This is a genomic window from Nocardia sp. NPDC049526, from assembly GCF_044465765.1.
Lineage (GTDB): Bacteria > Actinomycetota > Actinomycetes > Mycobacteriales > Mycobacteriaceae > Nocardia.
Window position 1 is genome coordinate 30,600 of the sequence record NZ_JBITMA010000019.1, and the last position, 21,322, is coordinate 51,921.

The 21,322-nt window shown below is 68.2% G+C and carries 1 protein-coding gene; it reads right to left on the reverse strand.

What is annotated here, in order from left to right:
- Positions 1-14: 14 nt before the first annotated feature.
- On the reverse strand, positions 15-21,314 hold the full coding sequence (locus ACIBW7_RS38270; RefSeq protein WP_397055199.1) for a hypothetical protein: 21,300 nt from the start codon (positions 21,312-21,314) through the stop codon (positions 15-17).
- Positions 21,315-21,322 lie beyond the last annotated feature (8 nt).

The following is a 21,322-nucleotide window of genomic DNA, read 5'->3' on the forward strand; positions in this document are numbered from 1 at the left end:
CGTTGTGCCATGGGTCAGCGGGTGAAGATTTGGGTGCGGCGGGTCGGGGTGGCGCAGACGTCGTGGATCAGGCGGCCCAGGTCGAGTTCGGGTGGGAGCGAGCGGTACAGGAGTTGGCAGACCACGGTGCCGGAGGCGGTGACGGCGAAGCGGGTTTGGCGGTTCTCTACGGGTTCCCATTCGATTGCGACGAGGGGGGTGTCGAGGTTGACGGTGTTGTCGCCGATGCGTAGGGCGAGGCCGGCGGGATCGCGGTAGAAGACGACCGGTGTGTCACCGAGATCGCCGTATACGCCGAGTTGCGGGCCGATTCCGCCGCCGACGGCTTGGAGTGCGCCGGTTTCCGGGTCGAAGTGTGCGGGCACGCCGAAGCCGGAGAAGGGTTGGACGAAAAGGGTTGCGCTGTTGCCGTTCTGGGATGGGCGGTTTCGGTGGCCGTTGGAACCCGGGCGGTTTCGGGTGGGTGGTGGTGCGCCGATGGGCGGGGGTGACATCGGCGGCGGAGTTGATTGAGTTGCCGGGTCTTGTTGCGGTGCAACGGGGTTGATCTGGTGGTGGGATGCGTCGGGCCGGCCGGGAGACAGTGGGGCACCGGAGTGGTGCCGGTCGGGTGGGTCCGAAGGCACGGGTGTACCCGGACGGTTCGGGGGTTCCGACGGGTGGCCTGATGACGGTGGGTGTACCCGGTCGTGCGGGGGTGTCGTCGGGTCGTGGGGTGGGAACGTTGGGGGTTCCGGCGTGGTCGGGGGGAACGGGGGCAGCGGCGTCGTAGGTGGCACCGGAGGTTCCGGTGGCGTCGGTGTGGTCGGTGTGGTCGGTGGCACCGGAGGCTCCGGTGGCGTTGGTGGGAAAGGCGGCACCGGCGTGGTCGGCGGCACCGGTGGCGTCGGCGTGGTCGGTGGCACCGGAGGCTCCGGTGGCGTCGGCGGGAAAGGCGGCACCGGCGTGGTCGGCGGCACCGGTGGCGTCGGCGTGGTCGGTGGCACCGGAGGCTCCGGTGGCGTCGGCGGGAAAGGCGGCAGCGGCGGCACCGGCGTGGTCGGTGGCACCGGCGGCGGAACCGGAGGAGTAGGTGGAACTGGTGGTGTAGGTGGAATCGGGGGCTTCGGGGGGACCGGCGGTTTGGGCGGCTTCGGCTCATGCGGCGGCACAGGCGGTTTCGGCGGTAGCGGAGGCTGCGGCTGATGCGGCTGATGCGGCGGCACCGGAGGCTGCGGCGGCGTTGGTGGGTGTGGTGGCTTCGGAGGTTCCGGCGGGTGCTTCGGCAGCGGCCACGTCGGATCGAACGGTGCCCTGCTCGGCGAATCGGGCATCTCGTACTCGTGGTTCAGCCTCGGCGGATGCGGGATATGGGAGCGCAGCACCGAACCGGGCGACGAATCGCCGTCCACCGGCAACGCCGAATCACCCGGCCGCCCCCCGAGCGGTTCCCGGGCCTCCGCCGGACTCGAATCGGCCTGGCCGGGCTCCGGCGCACGACGACTCGCGTCGGAGTTGTCCCCCTCCGGCACCGTCGCGTTCAACCATCGGTTGAACTCGTCGAACCTGTGTTGATTCGCCGCCAATGCCTCTTCGTGCCAGGCATCGATCCGCTGCTGCAACTCATCCAGCCCGGCCTGGGCGCGCCGACGAAGCTCGTCGATCCTGCTCAGCAGATCGCTCTGCTCGGCGCCATCGTCCGGTCGCGGCCGCTCAGCCAGTGCCCGGAGGGCTTCTTCATGCCGCCGCTGGTTGGCCGCCAGCGCCTCCGCATGCCACGCATCGATCCGCCGCTGCAACTCATCGAATCCGGCCGCGGTGCGCTGCCGGATCTCTTCGATCTCGCGCACCGGATCACTCTGCCGCGCCACAGGGTCCGCGCTCTGCGCACCAGAACTCGGCGGTCGCGACTCGGCCAAGGCACGCATCGCCTCATCGAAGCGACGCCCGTTCTCTGCCAACGCCTCCGCATGCCATGCATCGATCCGGCGCTGTAGCTCGTCGAATCCTGCCTCGGCACGCTGCCACGTTTGCTCGATCCGCCGCACCGGATCAGAGCTGACCTCATCCGGATGTTGCGGGGTGGCTGAATCAAGTTGCTCGACACCGTCCGAAAGCGCCGCTTCCCGCACCGGAGTCGATGAATCGTCGCGCCACACCGGCGGCTTCGGCTCGCTCAGCGAGTTGATGGCCTCCGCATAGCGGCGCTCGTTTTCCCGCAACGCATCCGCATGCCAGGCATCGATACGACGTTGCAACTCATCGAAACCGGCCTGGGCCCGTTGGAGCGCCTGCTCGATTCGCTGCACCGGGTCCAGGGTTTCGCCATCAGTGTGTCGGCTCGGCGAATCATCCGGTCCGACAGCATGGTCCGATGTCGGCTCAGCGCCGTCCAGCGGCGGGTCCGGCAATGGCGGCGGAGCGGAATCCATGAGTGACCGGAGTGCTTCCGCATGGCGCTGCTCATTCTCCCGCAGCGCTTCCTCGTGCCAGGCCTCGATGCGGTGCTGCAATTCATCGAACCCCGCCTCGGCACGCTGGCGGGCATGCTCGATTCGCCGCACCGGGTCAGTGGGTTCGTCCGGAGATGCCGGGGTCGCAGGATCTTGGGGCGGCCGCCCGGAGCCACCGTCGCCGGTCGCATCGGGCGAGGTATCGGTGCCCGAATCATCCTGCCGTGCAGACGCGTCCGAATGACGATGTCCCGAATCATGTTGATTCGCTCCGGTTTCCGCGACATCGTTGGCAACCGCACGGCTCAGTTCCTCGTTCAGCCGCGTCAGTTCGGCATCGGCCTCGTCCAATCGGTGGGTGGCGGCCTGTTGTTCCTCCGCGCGTTCCGGTCTCGGGTCGGCCATAGCCTCGTCGAGGGCGGCGCGCGCGTCTTCGCGGGCGACGAACGCGGCTGCCCATTCGTCCGCGATGCGCTCGATTTCGGCCTGTCGAGCGGCCGCGTCGGGATCACGCCCGGGCCCAGCGCCTTCCGGTCGAACCTCCGGCACGGATTCCGGCTCCGCACCGGGTCGCGCACTCCCACCGGAGTTCGGCGTATCCGGCGGGGTGGCACCCAACTGCGGCGTATCCGGCGGCGGTGCCAGTTCGGGGCCGGAGTGCTGGTCGGGTGGCGACCAGGACGCGTCCGGCGCGAGGATGTCGACGGCGTAGGGAATGCCCGCACGCCAGTCGGTGAGCGGCGGACGGTCGGCGTCCCAATGGAAGCCTAGGCCGATGGCGTGGGTGTTGGCGGCACGCCAGGTGGCACCGGGATTGGCGCGCAGGAAGTCGGATTCGGCGCGCGCATCCTGCAACAGGACCAGGTCCTGGGGCAGCGGTTCGCCCGCCATCAACCGGTTCCAAGCCTCGGCGACATCGGCGAGCCGATCCATCGGGCGACGGACATACGCGCCGTTGGGATCGCTGTAATCGCGCACCAGATGCTCATCGACCATCAGGTGGTTCTTGATCTGTTCGATCTCGGCGCGCGTGAAATCCGGTACATCGTGGCGCATGTGCTGGGCCAAGATCTCGGCAATGGCGTCCGGATCCGCGCCAGCGCGCAGGAGTTCACGAATATCGGCGATGGTGTCGCGCACCGCATCCCGATCGTCGATCTGGAAGCGATCAGCCAAATCGTCTGCGACACGATCGTTTTCGTCTTGCATCCGCAGCAACTGTGCATCGACATCGCGGGTCGGATCGATACCTCGATCCGCGGTCACCAGCCTGTCCTGCACTGTCCCGACCACATCCCGTGCCGCCGCCACCTGCTGGGCACGGCGGTGCGCGTCGAGCCCGTCCATGATCCGATCGATATCGCTGTCATCGGTGAGGAACCGCTCGTACTCGGCATCGGCCCAGTCCTGCACGCGACGCCAGTTCGCGACGTCGCGATCCCATTCCCGTTGCAGCCCTTCGGAAATATCTACCCGATCCGCGGGGGTGCCGTGTTCGGCCGGATCCCACGGCCGATGCATGGGCTGAATATTGCGCTCCGGTCCCGCGAACCACTCATAGTTGCGGAAGACGGTGCCGAACGGCGGAATCTTCTGCAGCCACGGCCGGGCCTGCACCCACTCACCGATCTCCGGATGCGCCTGGATCCAGGCCTTCACCGCCGGATGCTTCGGCGTCTGCGCGGCCATCAGAATCAGCCGGGTGATGTTGTAAGCGTCACCGCCCCAATGCTGTTCGAAGATGGGAGTGCCGGGCGGCACGGACGACGTGTCGTAGCGTGACGGTGCCTGCGGCATATTGACCGGCAGCGTGCTCTCCGCGATCTCGCCCGGCGGAACGTGATCGGTCGGCAGGGTGATGTCGTTGACGACATCCTCCATGGCCCAGCCGCTGACACCGTCCGGCGGATCCTTGGGCGTGAACTTCTTCGGCACGGTCCCGGCATCGCGGTTGCCCACCCAATCCGGGCGAGTCGGATCGACATGGTGCACAGTGCCTTCGGCATCGACCCACGACGTCATATCCATACCTCTGCCGTTGTGCCAGCCGGTGCTCAGTCGTCGGATCTCGGGTGGCGGCATTCGCAACGTCCGGGTATTGCCCTCGCGATCCGCGAGCACCTGGCGGTATTCGACGCGGGTTTCCGGACGCACCATCGCCTGGGCGACCGCGGGATCGCGGCGCAGCGCATCGGCGAGGGCCCGATCGTGATCCGCGCGCGGTGACGCAGGATCGGGCCGCGGCCCGTACACGATGATGCGGGGGCGCTCGCCCTCCACGATGCCGACCCGGTCGGTGACCATACGGCCGCCTTCGGCTTCGACCTGCTGCCGCCATACGCCCGCGGCTCCGGCCATTTCGTCCTGGAGTCGGCCGATCCGATTGTGCGCCTGGTTCACATCGTCGGCGGCGGTGAAGAGACCGTCGATCTCACGATGGCGAGCCTCTACCTCATCCGGGGACAGGGTGCCATCGCGCGCGTCGTCATCTATCTGGAATCGCAGGTCGGTGATGGTGCGCCGCAGCCGATCATGTCGCAGCGCAGTTTCATCCGGGTTGCCCGCCTCATCGACGACACCCAGCCGGACAGCCAGATCATCACGCATGGTCCGCCGCGGCTTGATCTGCCGAAGCTCTTCAGCCCGCTCCCGCGCCATCCGATCGATCTCGGCGGCGCCCTCCTCCGACGGCGGGCGGTGCCGCGCGACGCCCTGGTCTTCCAGCTCGGACAGCCGCTGATCCACCCGTCGGACCTGATCGTCGAGAGATTCGAAGTCCTCGGTCGCCGCGATGAGTTTGCGCAGCACCTCTTCGCGCCGTCCCTGCTCGCCGGGCTCGACCGGGCTGCGCACCTGCCGGTTCGCCTCCTCGAGGCCACCGAGGACGTCGACGACATCGGTCCGGGCGTGGGCGTGCAGTGCTTGAATCGCCTCGTCGCGCGCATCCGGGTCCCGGCGCACCCATTCGGTCGAATCGTCCAGCCCCAAATTGGCCGCGCGCTCATTGGCCTTGGCGCGGACGAACTCGCGCTCGCGCACCAGATCACGTCGCTCCCGCAGCAGCCGGTCGTACTCGTCGACCAGTCCGACGCGGGCCGCGAGCTCGCCCACCTCGGCATCCACCCGTGCGAATTCCGGTGCGAGCCGCTCCAATTCGGCAACGACGGCACGATCAGCATCCGAGAGCAGTCGCCGCCCGGCGAATTCGGCAACGGTCGACCGAATTCGGCGCGGCGTCCACGCGTCCGCATCCTCCTGCGCCGGAAGTCGGTCGGCCAGCTCCGCGATCCGGGCCGCCAGCGCATCCCGCCGCGCGACTGCATCCGCATGCGCCCGCACCGCCTCCTCATGCTCCGGTCCGGTCCGGGCTTCCGCCGCCGGCTCCGAGCTACCGGCTGCTTCCGTGTCATCCCGCCGGTTATCCGCGCCGCGCTCTTCCCCACCTTGGTTCCCACCCGACGGTTCCTCCGGCTCGGACGTCGGCGGGGCGGGCGGGTCATCCCGCCGGTTATCCGCACCGCGCTCTTCCCCACCTTGGTTCCCACCCGACGGTTCCTCCGGGTCGGACGTCGGCGGGTCGGCGGGTGGCTTCTTCGACCCGCCACCGGCTTCGGCGACCGGTTCGGTGGCCGGACCCGCCTCTTCTGGACGAACGGGCTCCACGCCATCCGAATCGTCGTCGAAACGGACCAGAACAGGCTCCTCGGCGCGCGTCGGCTCGGACGACTCCGGGATCGGTTTCGCACCGGAAGCCGGACTGTCCGGCGGATCGTGTGGCGGTCCGGACGGCGATGCCGTCGGCTCAGGACCATCCTCATCCGACCACGGCGGTTCCTCGGAACCCCCTTCGAGGCGCCGCACGATCTCATCGAGCTGGTCTATCAACGCTCGATACTCGGCGTCGTCATCCTGATGATGGACCGACTCCTCGCCATCCCCCGAATCATGGGTCGACGCCTCATCGACAGACGACTCGGAATCAGCCGAATCCGGTTCCGGCACAGGCTCTTGTGAATCGTCAACAGCTCCGAAACGCTCATCGAGCCGGCGCGCCAATTCATCGAGGTGATCCATCAGCGCTTGATGCGCGGCCTCGGAAGCCTCCTCATGACGCCGGAAATCCTCTTCCACCGCCGCCGACTCACGCTGGAACGCTTCGTCGATCCGCGCCCTCGGATCATCGGAATTGCCCTGCGGTGCATCCTCTTCCGCGCGCATCCGCGCGACCCACTCGTCGAGTTCCGCGTGCATGCGCGCGTTCCACTCGTCCTGTTCAGCATCCATCTGCCGCTTCCAGTCCGAGCGGGAGTCCGGCTCGGAGCCGGGCCGGATCGGTGGATCGTCCCCACCGCCCGATCCCGGGTCATCGAGCCGAACCGGATCGGGCCCGCCATCGTCCGGCCCACTCACCCTCGGCGCCTGATCGGTACCAGATCCGGGCGCGGTCAATTCACCAGGGGCGGTGTAGAACTCGTCGAGCAGAGCCGCGAGGTTCCTGATCTGCTCGGCACGCGTTCGGATCGCCGCGCGTATCCGACCGAGCTCCGCGGTCAGCTCGCTCGGACTGAGCCCCTCGTGCTTCTCGATCTTTCCATCGCGGTAGGCCTCGTACACCTTGCGGAAGGTCGCATCGTCGGCACCCGCGATATCGACACCGACGAGCCGGGCCCAGTCGCGATTCGGTTCGGGCCGTCCACGCCCCTCGCCGGATGCGTCGTCGGCGCGGCCCGGATGGTCCGCAAGCACACTTCCGAGATCGAGCGGATCACCGGATTGCATTGCCTCAGTGAGGAGTTCACGCAATGCCTGCACGCAAGCCAGTTCATGGACAGGCGGTTCGCCCGCGGCCCGCGGATCGGCGGACAGATCCCCCCGAGGCACATCGGAGTACGGATCGACATCGATCAGCGCACGCATATATTCGGTGAGCGCGTCGACCACCTGATCGTGCTTACCGTCACCTTCGAGGCCCGCGATCACCTTGCGCAGCTTTGCCGGATCGAGTCCGTTCGCATCCAGTCCGCGCAGGATCTCACCGTCATCGGCGATCCGGATCTTGGGCGGCTGCAACGATTCCGAGCTATTCAGGCCGAGCCGTGCGGCCAGGCGATCTCGGGCGGCATTGACCGCGCCCAGATCGATATCGCGCAACTGCTCGGCGTAATCGGCCAGATCCTTGAACTGCTGTTCGCGCCGCGCGCTGCGCCATTGTGGATCGGCCAGCGCCTCGGCGACGCGCCGAGGCGTGAGCTCCGACTCCGGAATATCGAGCCGGTGCGCGAGTTGACCACGCGCATCGCCGATATCGTTGAAGTTCTCGATCTCGTTCATCGTGCGCGCGAAGTCGGCCAGCGCCTCGACCTGACCGGCGCGCAGGGCATTGGCCAGCTTCAGTTCCGCGATGGTCTGTGCCAGCCGATCCGGGTGCAGCGCCGCTGGCCCGAGTCCGAGTTCGTCGGCCAGATCGACGATTTCGGCGACCATCTCGGCCCGAGTGCGCGGCGGCGCATCGCTCTCGTGGCCGGGCGAATGGCTCGTCGGCTCCTCGACGGGTGCCTGCACTGCGCGCCACTGACCGTCGTTGTCGCGCACCATCGTGACGACCAGCTCGCGGCCATCGATCGTCTCCCGATGGTGGTACACCTCGGGTGTTTCGACCGGATCCAGATGAATCTGCCCCGCGCGATCTGTGCGCGCGTTCCGGTAATCGAGTTCGACCTCACCACGATCGAGCGCATCGGCCAAGGACGGATCGGCGGCGAGCGCCCTGGCCAGCGCATCCGCCCGGTCCAGCGGCCCATTGATCACCACCAGCCGGTCCGGCGCGCCCTCCCCGACGGGCACCCGGGCGACCTGATCGCCGTGGATCTCTCCGACCGGCTCCTGCTCTCCGGCACGCAGATGCGGTTCGGCGGCGTCGGCGAATTCGGCGACCCTGGCGGCGCGCGCATCGTTCTCGGCCCACAACCCGCGCAGCGTGGCATCGAGATTCCGCGGGTTCACATCATTGAGGTCCAAGCCGAACATCTGCGCCCACGTGGACGCCTCGTCGCGAAGTTGGTCGCGGCGCAGGGCATGTTCGAAGAACACCCTGGGCCCCTGGTCGCGGCCCAATTCCTGGCCGTCCCCAATATCGCCCCATTCGCGCAGCGGGTCGGCGCCGTTGCCGACCGGCCGGAAGTTCTGCAGACCCGGATGGCCGTCGAAGGCGCTGATCAGCTCCTCGAGGAAGCGACCCATCGGATTGTCGTCGAAGATGCTGAGCTGGTCGGCCAGCGGCACCGGACGGCCCGTGGCGTCGGGCGCGCCCAATTCGGGGCCGGACTCGCGGGTCGGCTCGCCCTCGTCGTAGTAGTCCTCGTCCTCGTCGACCCGCCGGGCATCGGGATCCTCGATTTCGCCCGCCACCGGCTCTCGACCGTGCAGTTCGCGAGCCGAGTCGCCCAGCAGGTCGGCATTGACGTACGGACGCGTGACCTCCTCGTTGAAGCGATCGGCCGCCTCCGCGAGGCCCGCGATCGCGGCCGCCTCACGCATCGTCCGGTATTCCTGCTCGTCGAGTACCCGGCGAATGGTCTCCGGACTTTCGTCGGGCAGGTCGAAACCGAGTCGGTGTGCCTTATCGGTGAGCGATTCGTCTTCCGGTGGCGGACCGTCGAGTTCGGTGGTCGGCTCCGGATGCGTCGGCTCGTGCTCGAGTGCCCTGGCCTCCTCGTCGGAGATCAGACCGAAGTTCTCCAGGTCATCGATGATCCGCTGCCGCTGTTCCGGATCGGCAACGGCCAGTGCCTCTTCCAGCACTGCCCGCGCCTCTTCCGGCGCGATGGCCTCGACCTCGAGCAGTTCGGTGACGGTCTGGCGCACCAGATCCGGATCGGCATCGCTGACCCAGAACCGGTATTCCTCGCCATCGGGTGTGCGTGGCACCACGAAATCGCCTGCCACATCCTGGGTCCGACCGGAGAACCTGTTCAGGATCGGCAGATGCTCCCGGTTGCGCCACGCGGTCCAGCCCTCCTTGGCGATTCGGGCCATATTGAGGCCCTCGCCTCCACTCTCCGGGGCCGGTCGAGCGACGGTCTCGTGCCCGGGCGTCGCCTGCTGCGGATGGGGCGCGTGCGGATGCGATTCGAAGAGGTCCGGCGCATGCTCGACGCCATCCTTCAGCGCGTTCTGGCCGCGGCGATCCTCACCCGAACCCGACGGGTACTTCGGGTAGTCGCCCACGTAACCACGCACGCGCATCTTCTCCCGAATCCGCTCCCACGCTCGGCGCAGTGGCGACTTCTTCTCGGGCGGATCGGAATCTGCTGGGCGAGCGGGTGTTCCGGACTCTTCGGGAGCTTCGACCCGCCAGTGCCCCTCGTCGTCGGGCCGCACCTGTAGCGGCACCTCTTCGCCGTTCGCATCGATGACGACGCGGCGCGGCTCGTCCGGATTCGCCGGAGCGTACGGCCGTCCTGCCGACGACTCCTCGGATCCGTTGCCGGAGTTCTCATTTCGCGAGGGCTCCGGATCGTCGGGCATTCCGGCGGGGACGGGAGGCTCGGACGGCGGCTTCTTACCACCGCCACCAGCCTCGGTCGGCCGTTCGACCTCCTGCCGCGCCGCCGGATCATCGATGCGCAGCACGCGCGTCTCGCCCTGCGCGCCGATGTGCAACTCGCGTACGACCGTGCCGGGTTCGGCGCGCAATGCCGCGAGCTGCGGATGTCGGGCGGCCGCATCGTCCAGCACGCGAACCGGATCACCGTCGCCCCAGCCGACCACGAACACGCGCGCCGGCTCACCCGGCACCACACCGACCCGATCGGTCACCGGAATCGCGCCGGCCCGCAACAACGCATCGCGCTGCAGTGCGACCGCCATCGCCTCGTCGAGCCGTGCGACCCGCTCCTCGGCCCGCGCGATGCGCTCCGGATCGCCTCCTGCCCTTGCGTCTTCGCGCTCGCGCACCGCCGCCGCATTCTCGGCCGCCAACCGATCCAGCACGTCTTGTCGCTGCTGCTGGGCCTGTCGCTCCTGTGCGCCATCGTCGGGATGTGCCGGTGGGAACTCCGGTGCGTCGAACGAATCATCGCCGGGCCGTGGCCGATCGATCGGTCGCGGCGCTGAATCGCCCTGTTCCGATCGGTTTCCGAACGACAGTCGGTCGGTGATCCTGCGCAGCAGGCCCTTCGTTGCACTGCGCTCGTGCAGATCGGCCGAACCGTCGAGCAGGATTCGGGTTATCCGTTCCCCGAGCCGCCCGGTATCGGCATCGGACATGCCCTGGAACTGCCTGGCCAGCACATCGCCCGCACTGCCATCTCCGGTGGGCGGCGCCACCCGCCAGCCGCCATTGCCGTCGGACTGCAGTATGACCGGGAAGTCCCACGCCCCGGTCTGCACCTCGGTTCGACTGAACTGCGGCCAACGACGTTCCCGCCCTGCCGCATCAGCGGATTCCGGCATGGCCAGCTGTCGCGTCAGCAGACGACGAGCCACCTCCGCCGGATGCGGTTCGCCGATGGACGGATCCGCCTCGGCCAGTTCGTAACCGCGGGCCATGAAGTCCAGACGCAGTCTGCCCGCGAGGTTCGGGGACGCATTCTCCCTGGTATTGAAGGCATCCGGGCCGAGCTGGCGCACCCAGGCATCGAACCCGAGATCGGTCTGTCCGGCGGCGCGGTAGCGCAGGTAGTGCGCGAGTAGTTCGGTGGCCGCCTCGTCTTCGGTCGGGCGACGGTAGGGCCCCTCGGCAATGTCGGCGTCGATGAACCGGGCATCGTGCAGACCGTCGGAACCCGGCCCCACTTGCAGGTATTCGATCCGTTGCGTGCCGTCCCACAGCACACTGGTGTATTCCGGATGCGTCGCGGCCAGTTCCCGCAGCGCGTCCATGTGCCGGCCCTCGGGTGCCGCCACCACCAGACGTCCGCGTCCCACCGGCTGGTGACCCGGAAACTGGGCGACCCGGTCGGTGAGCCGGGTCCCACCCGGATCCCGCGCCAGTTCATCGTCGAGAGCGCGACGTACACGGTCCGCGGCTTCCTGCGAACTCATCGGGCGCGGCGATGCGTCCTGATCGGCCGGACGCCCGGTTTCGGGCTCGGTCGTATCCGACCACGGGCGATAGTCGTCGACGTTGTCGTCGGCGTGCCGCGCGACATCGAAGGCGACCTCGGCGGGTTCCAGACCGACCTTGTCGATGTACTTGCGCAGCGCTTCGCGCCCGGCCTCGTAACCCGCCCGCTCCGGCCGGATCGCCGGATCATTCGAGCGAGCCGCGGCCCGCTCCGCGCGCTGATAGGCGCGGTCGTAGGCGTCGACATAGGCGCGTTCGGCAGGACCGACCGGCACGAAACGGCCCGAATCACGCAGTAGCCGAAGAGATTCGATTTCCGCCGCGTATTGACGACTGCGCTGATCCCGAATTGCCGGGGTGTCGGTGCGGTGGGTAGGCGGTCCCTCGCCGGGCGCACGGGTTATTCCGTGCGCGCTGTCCCACTGCGCCCGGTAGAACGCGGCGAGGTCACCGCCGTCGACGCGCGGGCCCAACTCCACCAACCGATTTCGCACTTCACGGGCACCGGCATGATGTGCGGCCGCATCGATCATGCTGTCCGCGACCTCACGGTTGTCGCGGTAGGCCCGCAAGGCCTGCTGCTCCGCCTGTTTGAAGGCATCCTTATATGCCTTGGACAACGACGTTTCCGGAGCCGGTGATGCTTCCGTCCCGAACTGCCGCCACCTGTCGAATTCGAAGGCTCTGGCCTGCGCCACCGCCTCCCGATCGAGCATCAGATCGACGTATTCGTCGCGGCCGAGCGTGAATCGCTCGAGCGGACCGTCGCCGGGCTGTTCGGCCAGATATGCCGCCCGAATCGCCTCCGCCGCATGCTGGGACGGTGTATCGGTCAGGCCGAGCAGCACGGTATTCGAGGCCGGGTCGTAACCGGCATCGACGCCGCGCTGCTGCCTGCCGTCGTAGCGGCTGGAATCCACGTCGAGTCCGAAGCGGATCTCTACCCCGTGTCTGGCCAGTACCTCGGTCGCCCACCGTCCGAGTTCGTTGCCCCTGAGAATGCGCTGCAGCCGGTCCGCCGCCACCTGCGCGGTGTCGACCATCGACTGGTCCGGCAATGCCGCGGCGGGTTCGTCCGGCGGTCGCGGTGCCACCAGGTGGTCTACCTCCGCACGCACATCCGCTGCGGCAGCGTCGACCCAGGCGGCGCGCAGATCCACCGGCTCCCGGCGCACCTGGACGGCCCCGGAACCGTCGACGCCGACGCGGACCCGTTCTGCGACGGCATCGCCGTAGCGGATGGCGCGATGCAGATCGCTGCCTCGATCCGGCGCCGCGCGCGATATCGCGGCATGATCACCTCGAGCATCGACCACGATCACTCGCACTGGTTCACCAGGCAGTACCGCAACGCGGTCGTCGACCCAATGCCCGTCGAGGACTTCCGGGCCGAGCACTTCGCGTCCGACCCGTGCCGCGATCTCATCGAGCAGGCGGTTGCGCTGCGCCTCGACCTCACCGTGCCGACGGGTCACCTCGGCCAGCACACGCACCTGCGCGGTGCGCTCGGAATTCATTCCGGCACTAATGGCTCGCCGGATCCTGTTGTCCGCCACGGCCTGTCGGCCGTGCTCGAAGAGATCCCGGTCGCCGCGGTGAGTTTCGGGATCGAAGGCCCCGAGCCGCCGGACCGCACGATCCCAATCACCTTCGACCGCACGCAGTTCCCGGGTGAGCGCGGCATGTTCGCGGACCAGACGCTGCAGTTCCCGTGCCGACTCCGCGGAGGTCGGCTCATGCATTCCGTCGGGATGCTGATGGGCGTCCCAGGTGCCGCCGTGGATATCTCGCAGACTCGCGCCCTCGCTCGGGTACAGCGGCGAGTCGAACATATCGCCGGACAGCAGCGCCTCGATGCCCGCCTCGCGACCGATTCGGCGCAGTTCCTGCTCGCCCAGGCCCGGATCCGCAGCGGCGACGGCCGCGTCGCGGGCGGTCAGATACTGCTCGTGCAAGGCACGGGTGTAGGCCGAATCCGCAATATCGTGCGTGGTCGGGGCCGGCTCCGGATATCCGGCCGCACCCAGCTCACGGCGGAGTTCGGCCTGTCTGCCGAGCACCTCCGCTTCCGTACGTAGCTGTGCGTCAACGTAATCCGCGCGATCGATGGCGCGGATACGGGCCGGATCCACCTCGACCCGACCGGACAACACGGCATCGGCGAGTACCGCCGCACGTACCAGCGCCTCCGCCTGGGCGGGCTGGCTGCGGTCATGGGTGTCGACGGACACGTCCATGGTCCGGCCGTTGAACGAATCCCGCCGGCCATCTTCGAAGCGCACCGCGACACCGGCGGCCCGCAGCGCGTCGGCCGCTTCGCGTCCGGTTTCGCTGCGCCCCAGCAGTTCCCACACCGGAGCACCGGTCATATCCCGCGGCCGGACCTGCCAGGCCCCGGCGTCCGGCTCGGGACCGTCGTCGGCCGGCCGGAACTCGGGCGAATCCGCCCCGTCGCCCGGCGCTCCGGGGCGGACCGAGGTCTCCGGCCTGCTGAAATGCGCGACGACCTTCTCGTATTCGCCCGGCCGACCGCGCATCGCATCGTGATCGAAGCTCACCTCGGTGAAGCCGAGTTCGACGGCCAGTTTCCCGGTGAAGGTGTTGCGCGCCGCTTCTTCCGGAGTCAGGTACAGCTCCTGCACACCGGCATTGAAGGTGTCGAGGTTGTCCCGGACCCGGTCGTCGGCATTCCACTCGGCACGGATCTCGGTCACCTGATGTCCGAGCTCACGCATCATGTCCCGGAACATTTCGCGCCCGGTCGGTGTGCCGTCACCGACACGCACCGTCGCGCGCAGCACGCCGTCCGCATCGACCCGACCGTGGATGCCGTGCTGATTGTCCCCGCCGTACCGGTTGGTGTAGGCGTTCGGGCGGTCGTCGAAATCCTCGTCGTGCCTGCTCGAGTCCTCCGGCCGCACTGCGATGTCGCCGTGTCCGGACGGCAGATCGGAGGCGTGCGCGCGGATTTCGGCCAGGCGCGCCATCACCGTGTCGTGCCACTGGCCGCGACCGTGCTTGTCGAACTCCGGTCGCAGCGCGGCGACGCGTTCGGTGATCGCGTCGACCACCGCGCGCGGCAAATGGTGGTCGATGACCTCGATGCTGTCGCCGTTGCGACGCAAGAAGTGTTCGGCGAACGGGCTCAACGCGTTTCGCGCGGCATCGCTTTCCTCGAAACCACGACTGTGGTCGATACCGAGCACCTCGCGCTGCGGGCCGATCATCCAGCCCTGTGCGTCGCGGTCCGGAATCCGGATCAGCGCGTCCAGCAGACCGAGCGCACGACCCGCGACGGTGTCGGCGTAACCGAGCTCGTGCACATCGATGAACTGCGGATGCCGTTCGGCCGCAACACGTCCCGCCAACTTCTCCAGGTACAAGACATTGGATTTGGCGTGGAACACCTCGGGCACATTCGCGCCGATGGTGCGGCCGAGCAGCGACGCCAGCCGCTCGGCGACGGCGTGACGCGGGTTCATGACGGTCTTGCGGATCAGTTCGGTGCCATCGTTGAAGGTGACCAGCTCTACCTTCCTCGCGGCATGCACCGAGGAACCCTCGCTGAGCACCGTGACCGAACGTTCGCCGGATGCGATGGCGGAGCGGACGATATCGTCGAACGAGCGGATGCCGTGCGCGTCATCCCAAGCGTGGCCGTAGAACTCGGCATGGGTTTCGGTCGAATGCTCGGGGCGATGCTGAGCCACGTCGGGGCGGATGGCGTCGAGGCCCGCATCATTGGCGATTCGGTCCAGTTCCGATGCGGACGCTTCCGAATTCTCGTGGTGCGCTCGGGCTCGGGCTTCGTCGTAAGCCGCGGTGTAGGCGCGCTCCAGCGGAGTTTCCGCGAGATCGTGTCCGGCGGCCCTGAGTTGCTTCGCCGCGACGATTTCCAGCGCATGGGCACGGGTTTCCTCATCGAGCATGCCCGCGATGTATTCCTCGCGCGGCAGGCGCATGCGCTCCTGCGCACCGCCGGGAGTCTCACGGATATGCGCCAATTCGACGTGGATGGCGCCATGTACCAGGGCGGCCATCTGCGCCGCATCGGAGGCACCGACATCCAGGGCGAGGGTGCGGCGGCTCGGGTAGTAGCGGTCCTCGGCGCCGGACTCGTGCACGATATCGACGTCGTGGCGGGTGAGCACCTCATCGGCCCAGCGGCCGATTTCGGTCTCCCGCAGCTGTTCTCGAATCCGGGCGATGCGTTCCTGGGCCGCCTGACCCGCCCGGTCCAGTGGAGTGAGATCGGTGGCGCGATCGAACTGGTCGGGTGACGGCTCGTCGATGGGCTCGACTCTGATGCGGCCGACCTGGTCGGCGTCGACGTTCAGGTGCTCGCGCACGACCTCGGGCCGGTCGAGCAGTTCGCGGATCTCCGGGTGCTGCTGGGCATCGCGTAGGACGCGCTGGTGGTCATCGGTGCCTGCCGCGATGACCAGCCGGTCGGGTTCGCCGGGGATATGCACGATGTGTTCGTTGAGCATTCGCGCATCCGGGTTCGCACGTACGTGTTGGGTGAGAACCTCTTTGATCGCCGCATTTGCCACCTGGTCGGCGCGGTGGTCGTAGGTCGCCTGGGCATGCTGACGCTGGTCGGCCAGGTCGGCGAGGGTGCGCAGATCGTGTTCTTCGGTACGCAGTTCGGCCTGCCGCTCGGGCGGAATATCCGGTCCGGCAAGCTCATTCGTGATGCGCTGCAGGCGGTCGGTGATCTGGCGTTGCAGGGGCTGTCGGGCGAGGGTGGGATCGAGACCGAGGGCGGCCGCGCGCCTTGCGAGTTCTTCCGAGGTGTCGCGCAGGTCGCGCAAGGCCGACTCGCGGTCCAGCGCCCCGGTCCGCATGTTTTCCGCGATATCCGCGGTGGTGTCGTGCATGCGCGCGCCCGACGGGAGTTCGGCGCCGGCGGCATGCACGCGATCCCAGGCGTCGCCGTAGTAATCGGTGTAGTTCTTGCCGTTTCGCCACTCGTGGGTGGCGATTTCCTGGCGTAGCGCATCGACGGCGACATCGTGCGCGGCCTGGCGAATCTCGGCCGGGGTCAGCGACGAATCGCTCGCCGACAGATCGGCGGCGGCACGATCATAGGCGGCGGTGTAGGTCTCTTCGAGCGGGTGCACGGCGATGTCGTGGCCGAGATCCCGGAATTCCTGGGCCAGTTGGAAGCGTCGGCCCGTTGCCGCGGCCTCCTCGTCGATCATCGTGCGCACGAATTCGTCGCGTGCCATCCCCCGGACGTCACCGGTTCGGCCCTGGACGTACCGTTCGGCGTGCACGGATTCATGGGCCAGGGTGAGTGCCTGCTGGACATGGTCGGCACCCGAGGTGAAGGCGACCGCAGTCAGCTCGCGTCGCCGGAATTCACCGGCTCGGCCGTCACCTGCGGACGGCTCGAATCCGTCGCGTAGGGGACTGTTGTCGAAGCTCGCCGCGATCCGTCGCCCGGTCTCGGTCTGGCGCAACAGTTCACGGACCTGATCGGGCTGCGCATCCAGCGAACGGCCGATGCGTGCTCCGGGATCGGTCGCGAGCGGATGCTCGGAACCGATGGGGTGCAGCGGATTTCCGGCCGGATCGAAGGCAATCGCATAGGTGCCGCGGAGCTCGCGCGGCACCGTCGGCGGGAAGCCCTCCACCCGGCCCGCACCCGGGTCGCGCACCACGATCCCGCCGTTCTCGTGCACCAGCACATACGCGTGCGCGCCGACGTTGTATCTGTCGACCGGCCCGCTGTATTCATCGACAACCAGCGCCGAAGACCCCTCCGGCATGGAAAGCAACAGCCGCGCGATCTCGGCATGACCCTCATACGAACGCAACTGCCCACCCGCGGCCGTCTGCACCTCCGCCGCCGTCATCCCGTCCAGCCCGATCACCCGCTCCGGCAACCTGATCGCCGAATTCCCGGTGAGCACCTTGATCAACCGCAGCGACAACTCCGCGCACCGACCACGATTCCGCCCCGGAATCCGAGGCTCATCGCCCCCTTGCCGCTGCTGAACATCCGCCCCGTCGCGTAACCTGTCCGCAGGCGCATCCCCCGTGCTCCGATGCGTATGCGGTTCGGCCACCGGCTGTGGCACGAAAGCCGCTGCAGGGTCGAGAGAATCAGCCCGCTGCCGCGCCGCCTCCCGCCGCGACTCGAGCTCCTCCCGCCGCGCCGAATCATCGGCACGATACGACTTGGCCGGCTCGACATCCACACCCCGATGCGCCCCGTCCGCCCGCGTCGTCGGGTCCGTCGCATGCCGGGGTTCGGAAGGTTCGGAGCGGACTGGAGTGTCGTCGGTGGCGCGTGCGACACGCTCGCCGTCGCGCCCCGCAGCATCGTCCGGCCGCGCAACGGTGTCACCCTCTGCCCGCACCACGCCGTCCCCCTCGGCGCGTACTGCCCCCTCATCGCGTGGACGAACCGAATCCTCCCCGTCAGGACGTACGACGCCTTCGTTCTCGGGACGTACCGCACTGTCCCCCTCGGCGCGCGCGATCCCGTCACCCTCAGGCCGAACGGCACGGTCGCCATCCGGGCGCACCGCACCATCGCTCTCGTGCCGCGCAGCACCGGCACCCTCAGGCCGCACAACGCTGTCGCCCTCGCGACGCACAGCACCATCGCCGTTGGGGCGAACCACGTCATCGCCTTCACGCTGCGCGGCGATATCACCATCGCGCAGCGCCGCGCGGTCGCCATCGGACCGCACAGCACCATCACCCTCAGGCCGCACAACGCTGTCGCCCTCGCGACGCACAGCACCATCGCCGTTGGGGCGAACCACATCGTCGGCTTCGTGCTGCGGGGCGGTATCACCATCGCGCGGCGTGGCGCGGTCGCCGTCGGACCGCACAGCACCATCACCCTGAGGTCGCGCAACATCGCCGCCGTCAGGCCGCACGGCACCGGCACCCTCGGGCTCTACGGCACCGTCGCTGTCGCGCACAGCATCATCAGGCCGCACCGCGGCGTCAGCCTGGGGACGCACGGCACGGTCGGGTCCGGGGCCATCCCCCTCGGGACGGGCGGGACCGTCACCGTCGGACCGCGTGGCACCGTCACCCTCAGGCCGCGTGGCACCGTCGCCCGCCGAGCGCACACCGCCGTCGCTGTCGGGCAGCACCGGGCTCTCGCCCTCGGGCCGCAGCGCACTGGTGCTGTCGGGGCGCACCACGCTGTCGCTGTGCGGACGCGCCGCGCTGTCATTGTCGGGGTGCACAGCACTGTCGCTGACAGGAGGCACGGCACCGTCACTATTGGAGCGCCCGGCGGTATCCCCATTGGGCCGCACGGCACCGGCACTGTCTGGGTGTGCGGCGCGGTCGCTGTTGGGACGGACGGTGGCATTGCCGTCGGTGTGGGTCTCGGCGCGGATAGGGGCTGGTTCTGCCTGTGGGCCTGCCACGGGTTCGGCGGTGGGGTGGCGAGGTGTGGATTGGGCTGCGCCCGCGCGGTTTTCGGGTGCAGCGCGGCGGTATTCAGCTTCGTTGTGCGTGTCGCCGGTGCCGGGGCGGAGTCGGTCCGGGCCGGGGCGGCCATCGGTGGTTCGGGTGTCCGCGGTGGGTGGGGTTGTGGCACGTGGGTCTGTGGTGCGGGGTTCGGCAGTCGGTTGCGGGCGGGTCTGTTCACCGCGTGAGGTTTCGGTGTCGGAAGTTGCGCCTGGGCGCATGTCGGCGGTCGAGGTCGTGCGCGGTGTGGATGGTGTTGCGCCGGTGCGCGCGTCGGGTGCGGCGTGTGTTGGCGCGGTTCCGGGATGTGTAGGGGCAGTCCCGGTTTGGAGTGGGGGCGATGCTGCGGCGCCGGTTTGCGCGGCCGTGTTGTCGCCGGAGACGCGCGAACCATCGGCAGTCGTGTTCGAAGTGTGTTCCGCGCCTGCGGGGGTCAGGTCGGCTCGGGTACCGGCATCGATCCGGCTCTGTCCCTCACGCGCCGACGATCCCGTGTGGTCGGCCGACCCCGTGCGGTCGCCGGCACCGTTGGAGTCGGCATGCGAATTCGTCTGTACCGCAGAAGGATCCGAATGAGTCGTGGATTCTCCTGCGGGTCGGACGGCACCTTCCGATCCGGTTCCCGCCTCCGAATTCCGCGTGCTCGACTGGTCGACTCCACCATCCGCAGTTCCATCGCCGACGCGCTGCGTGTTCGCGGAAGCATCCGTGTCGGCCCGCGCGGTCGAGGAACTGTCACCCTCCGCACGAGCAGTCGTCCCATCCTCACCAGCACGCGCAGTCGCACCGTCATCACCCGCGTGGGCAGCCGCACCGTCATCACCCGCGTGAGCCGCCGCACCAACATCACCCGCGTGAGCCGCCGCACCATCATCACCCGCATGCGCCGCACCATCATCACCCGCGTGGGCAACCGCACCATCGTCACCCGCATGCGCCGCCGCACCATCATCACCCGCGTGGGCAACCGCACCGTCATCACCAGCATGGCCGGTCGCACCATCATCACCCGCATGCGCCGCCGCGCCGTCAGCACCAGCACGCGCAGTAGAACCATCATCGGCGACCCCCGCCTTCGACATACCGTCATCAGCATCATGCGCCTGCGCCGAGTCAGCGCCCGCGCCATGACTGTTCGTAGAACTGTCAGCTCCAGCCGCCGAACCATCGTCCACCGCATGCGCTGTCGAACCATCCGCCGTACCGTCCCCAGCGCCACCGGCAACAGGCTCGCCCGTATGCCCCGCACGCGGCGCACCTTCGCCGGTCTGCCCGGTTCCCGAACCAGCACCCGCGCGCCCACCGGCATCGGCGCCAACCGGATCAACATCAGGGCGAAAACCGATGCGGGACAAGTCATCCGGATTTACCGGCGAACCGTTCGGCCGATACCAATCCGGATGCCGATTCTGATAGAACTTCTCGGCCGCCGCACGATTCGCACCGGACATCGCGCCGTTCGAGGCCCCCGCCGTCAACATGCGCAGGTCGAATTCGGTGTTCTTCAGACCTTCGACGGCCTTGTCCAAGCCCCCTTCCGGCCCGGACTTTGCCCAGGTGAACGCGAACTGTGCGCCAACACTTCCGCCGAATCCGGCGATGGCGCCCACCGTGCCCGCCGTCGCGCCGGTGAGTAGTCCGCGCAGCCAGGCCTTCATCTCCGTCTCGGCGAGCTTATTGCCGAGCCGTTCACCGATCGGGCTCGCGAAACCGGCGCCGACCGCCGAACTGATCGCGGTGATGCCGACCTGCTCCCAGTTGACTTCCTTGCGATGCCCCGAATTCACCTGGTACTGCTGAATTCCCCAGTCCTGGACGGTACCGAGGGCCGTGTCGATGGCAATGTGACGGACCAGGAAATTCGCCAGTCGACGCCCGAGGAATTTGGCCACGATCTCGACGATCTTGTCCATGATCCGCTTGGCGATTATCCGGATGGCCACCCGCGTTCCGGCAATCGCCAGCGCCTCCTCCGCGGGCGCGGTCGGCGGAAAGATCCATGCGATCGCGATCTCGGCCGCAAGCAGCGCGAGGGAGGTGATCAGCATGAGCTGGCCGTATTCGATTTCGGTGCCGACGCTGGTCGCCGAATCGGCCAGCTTCTCGAAATCGCGGGCCAGCATCTCGAGCGATTGCGGACCTTCGAGATAGCTGTCGAAGTTGGCGATGATCGCCTCGATGCCGTCGCCGTCCTGATATGCCTTCAGCGACGCCGTTTTCGCATAACGGATATCGGGCAGAATGTCGCGCAGTCCGGCGGCCGCTGCGCGCCAGTCGTCGGCCAACCCCCACATGCCATCGGGATCGCCCGCAGGCCAGTCGGATCCGGCGACCCATTCCAGCCATTTGAGATAACCCGGCAGCTCAGCCATCTGCGCTC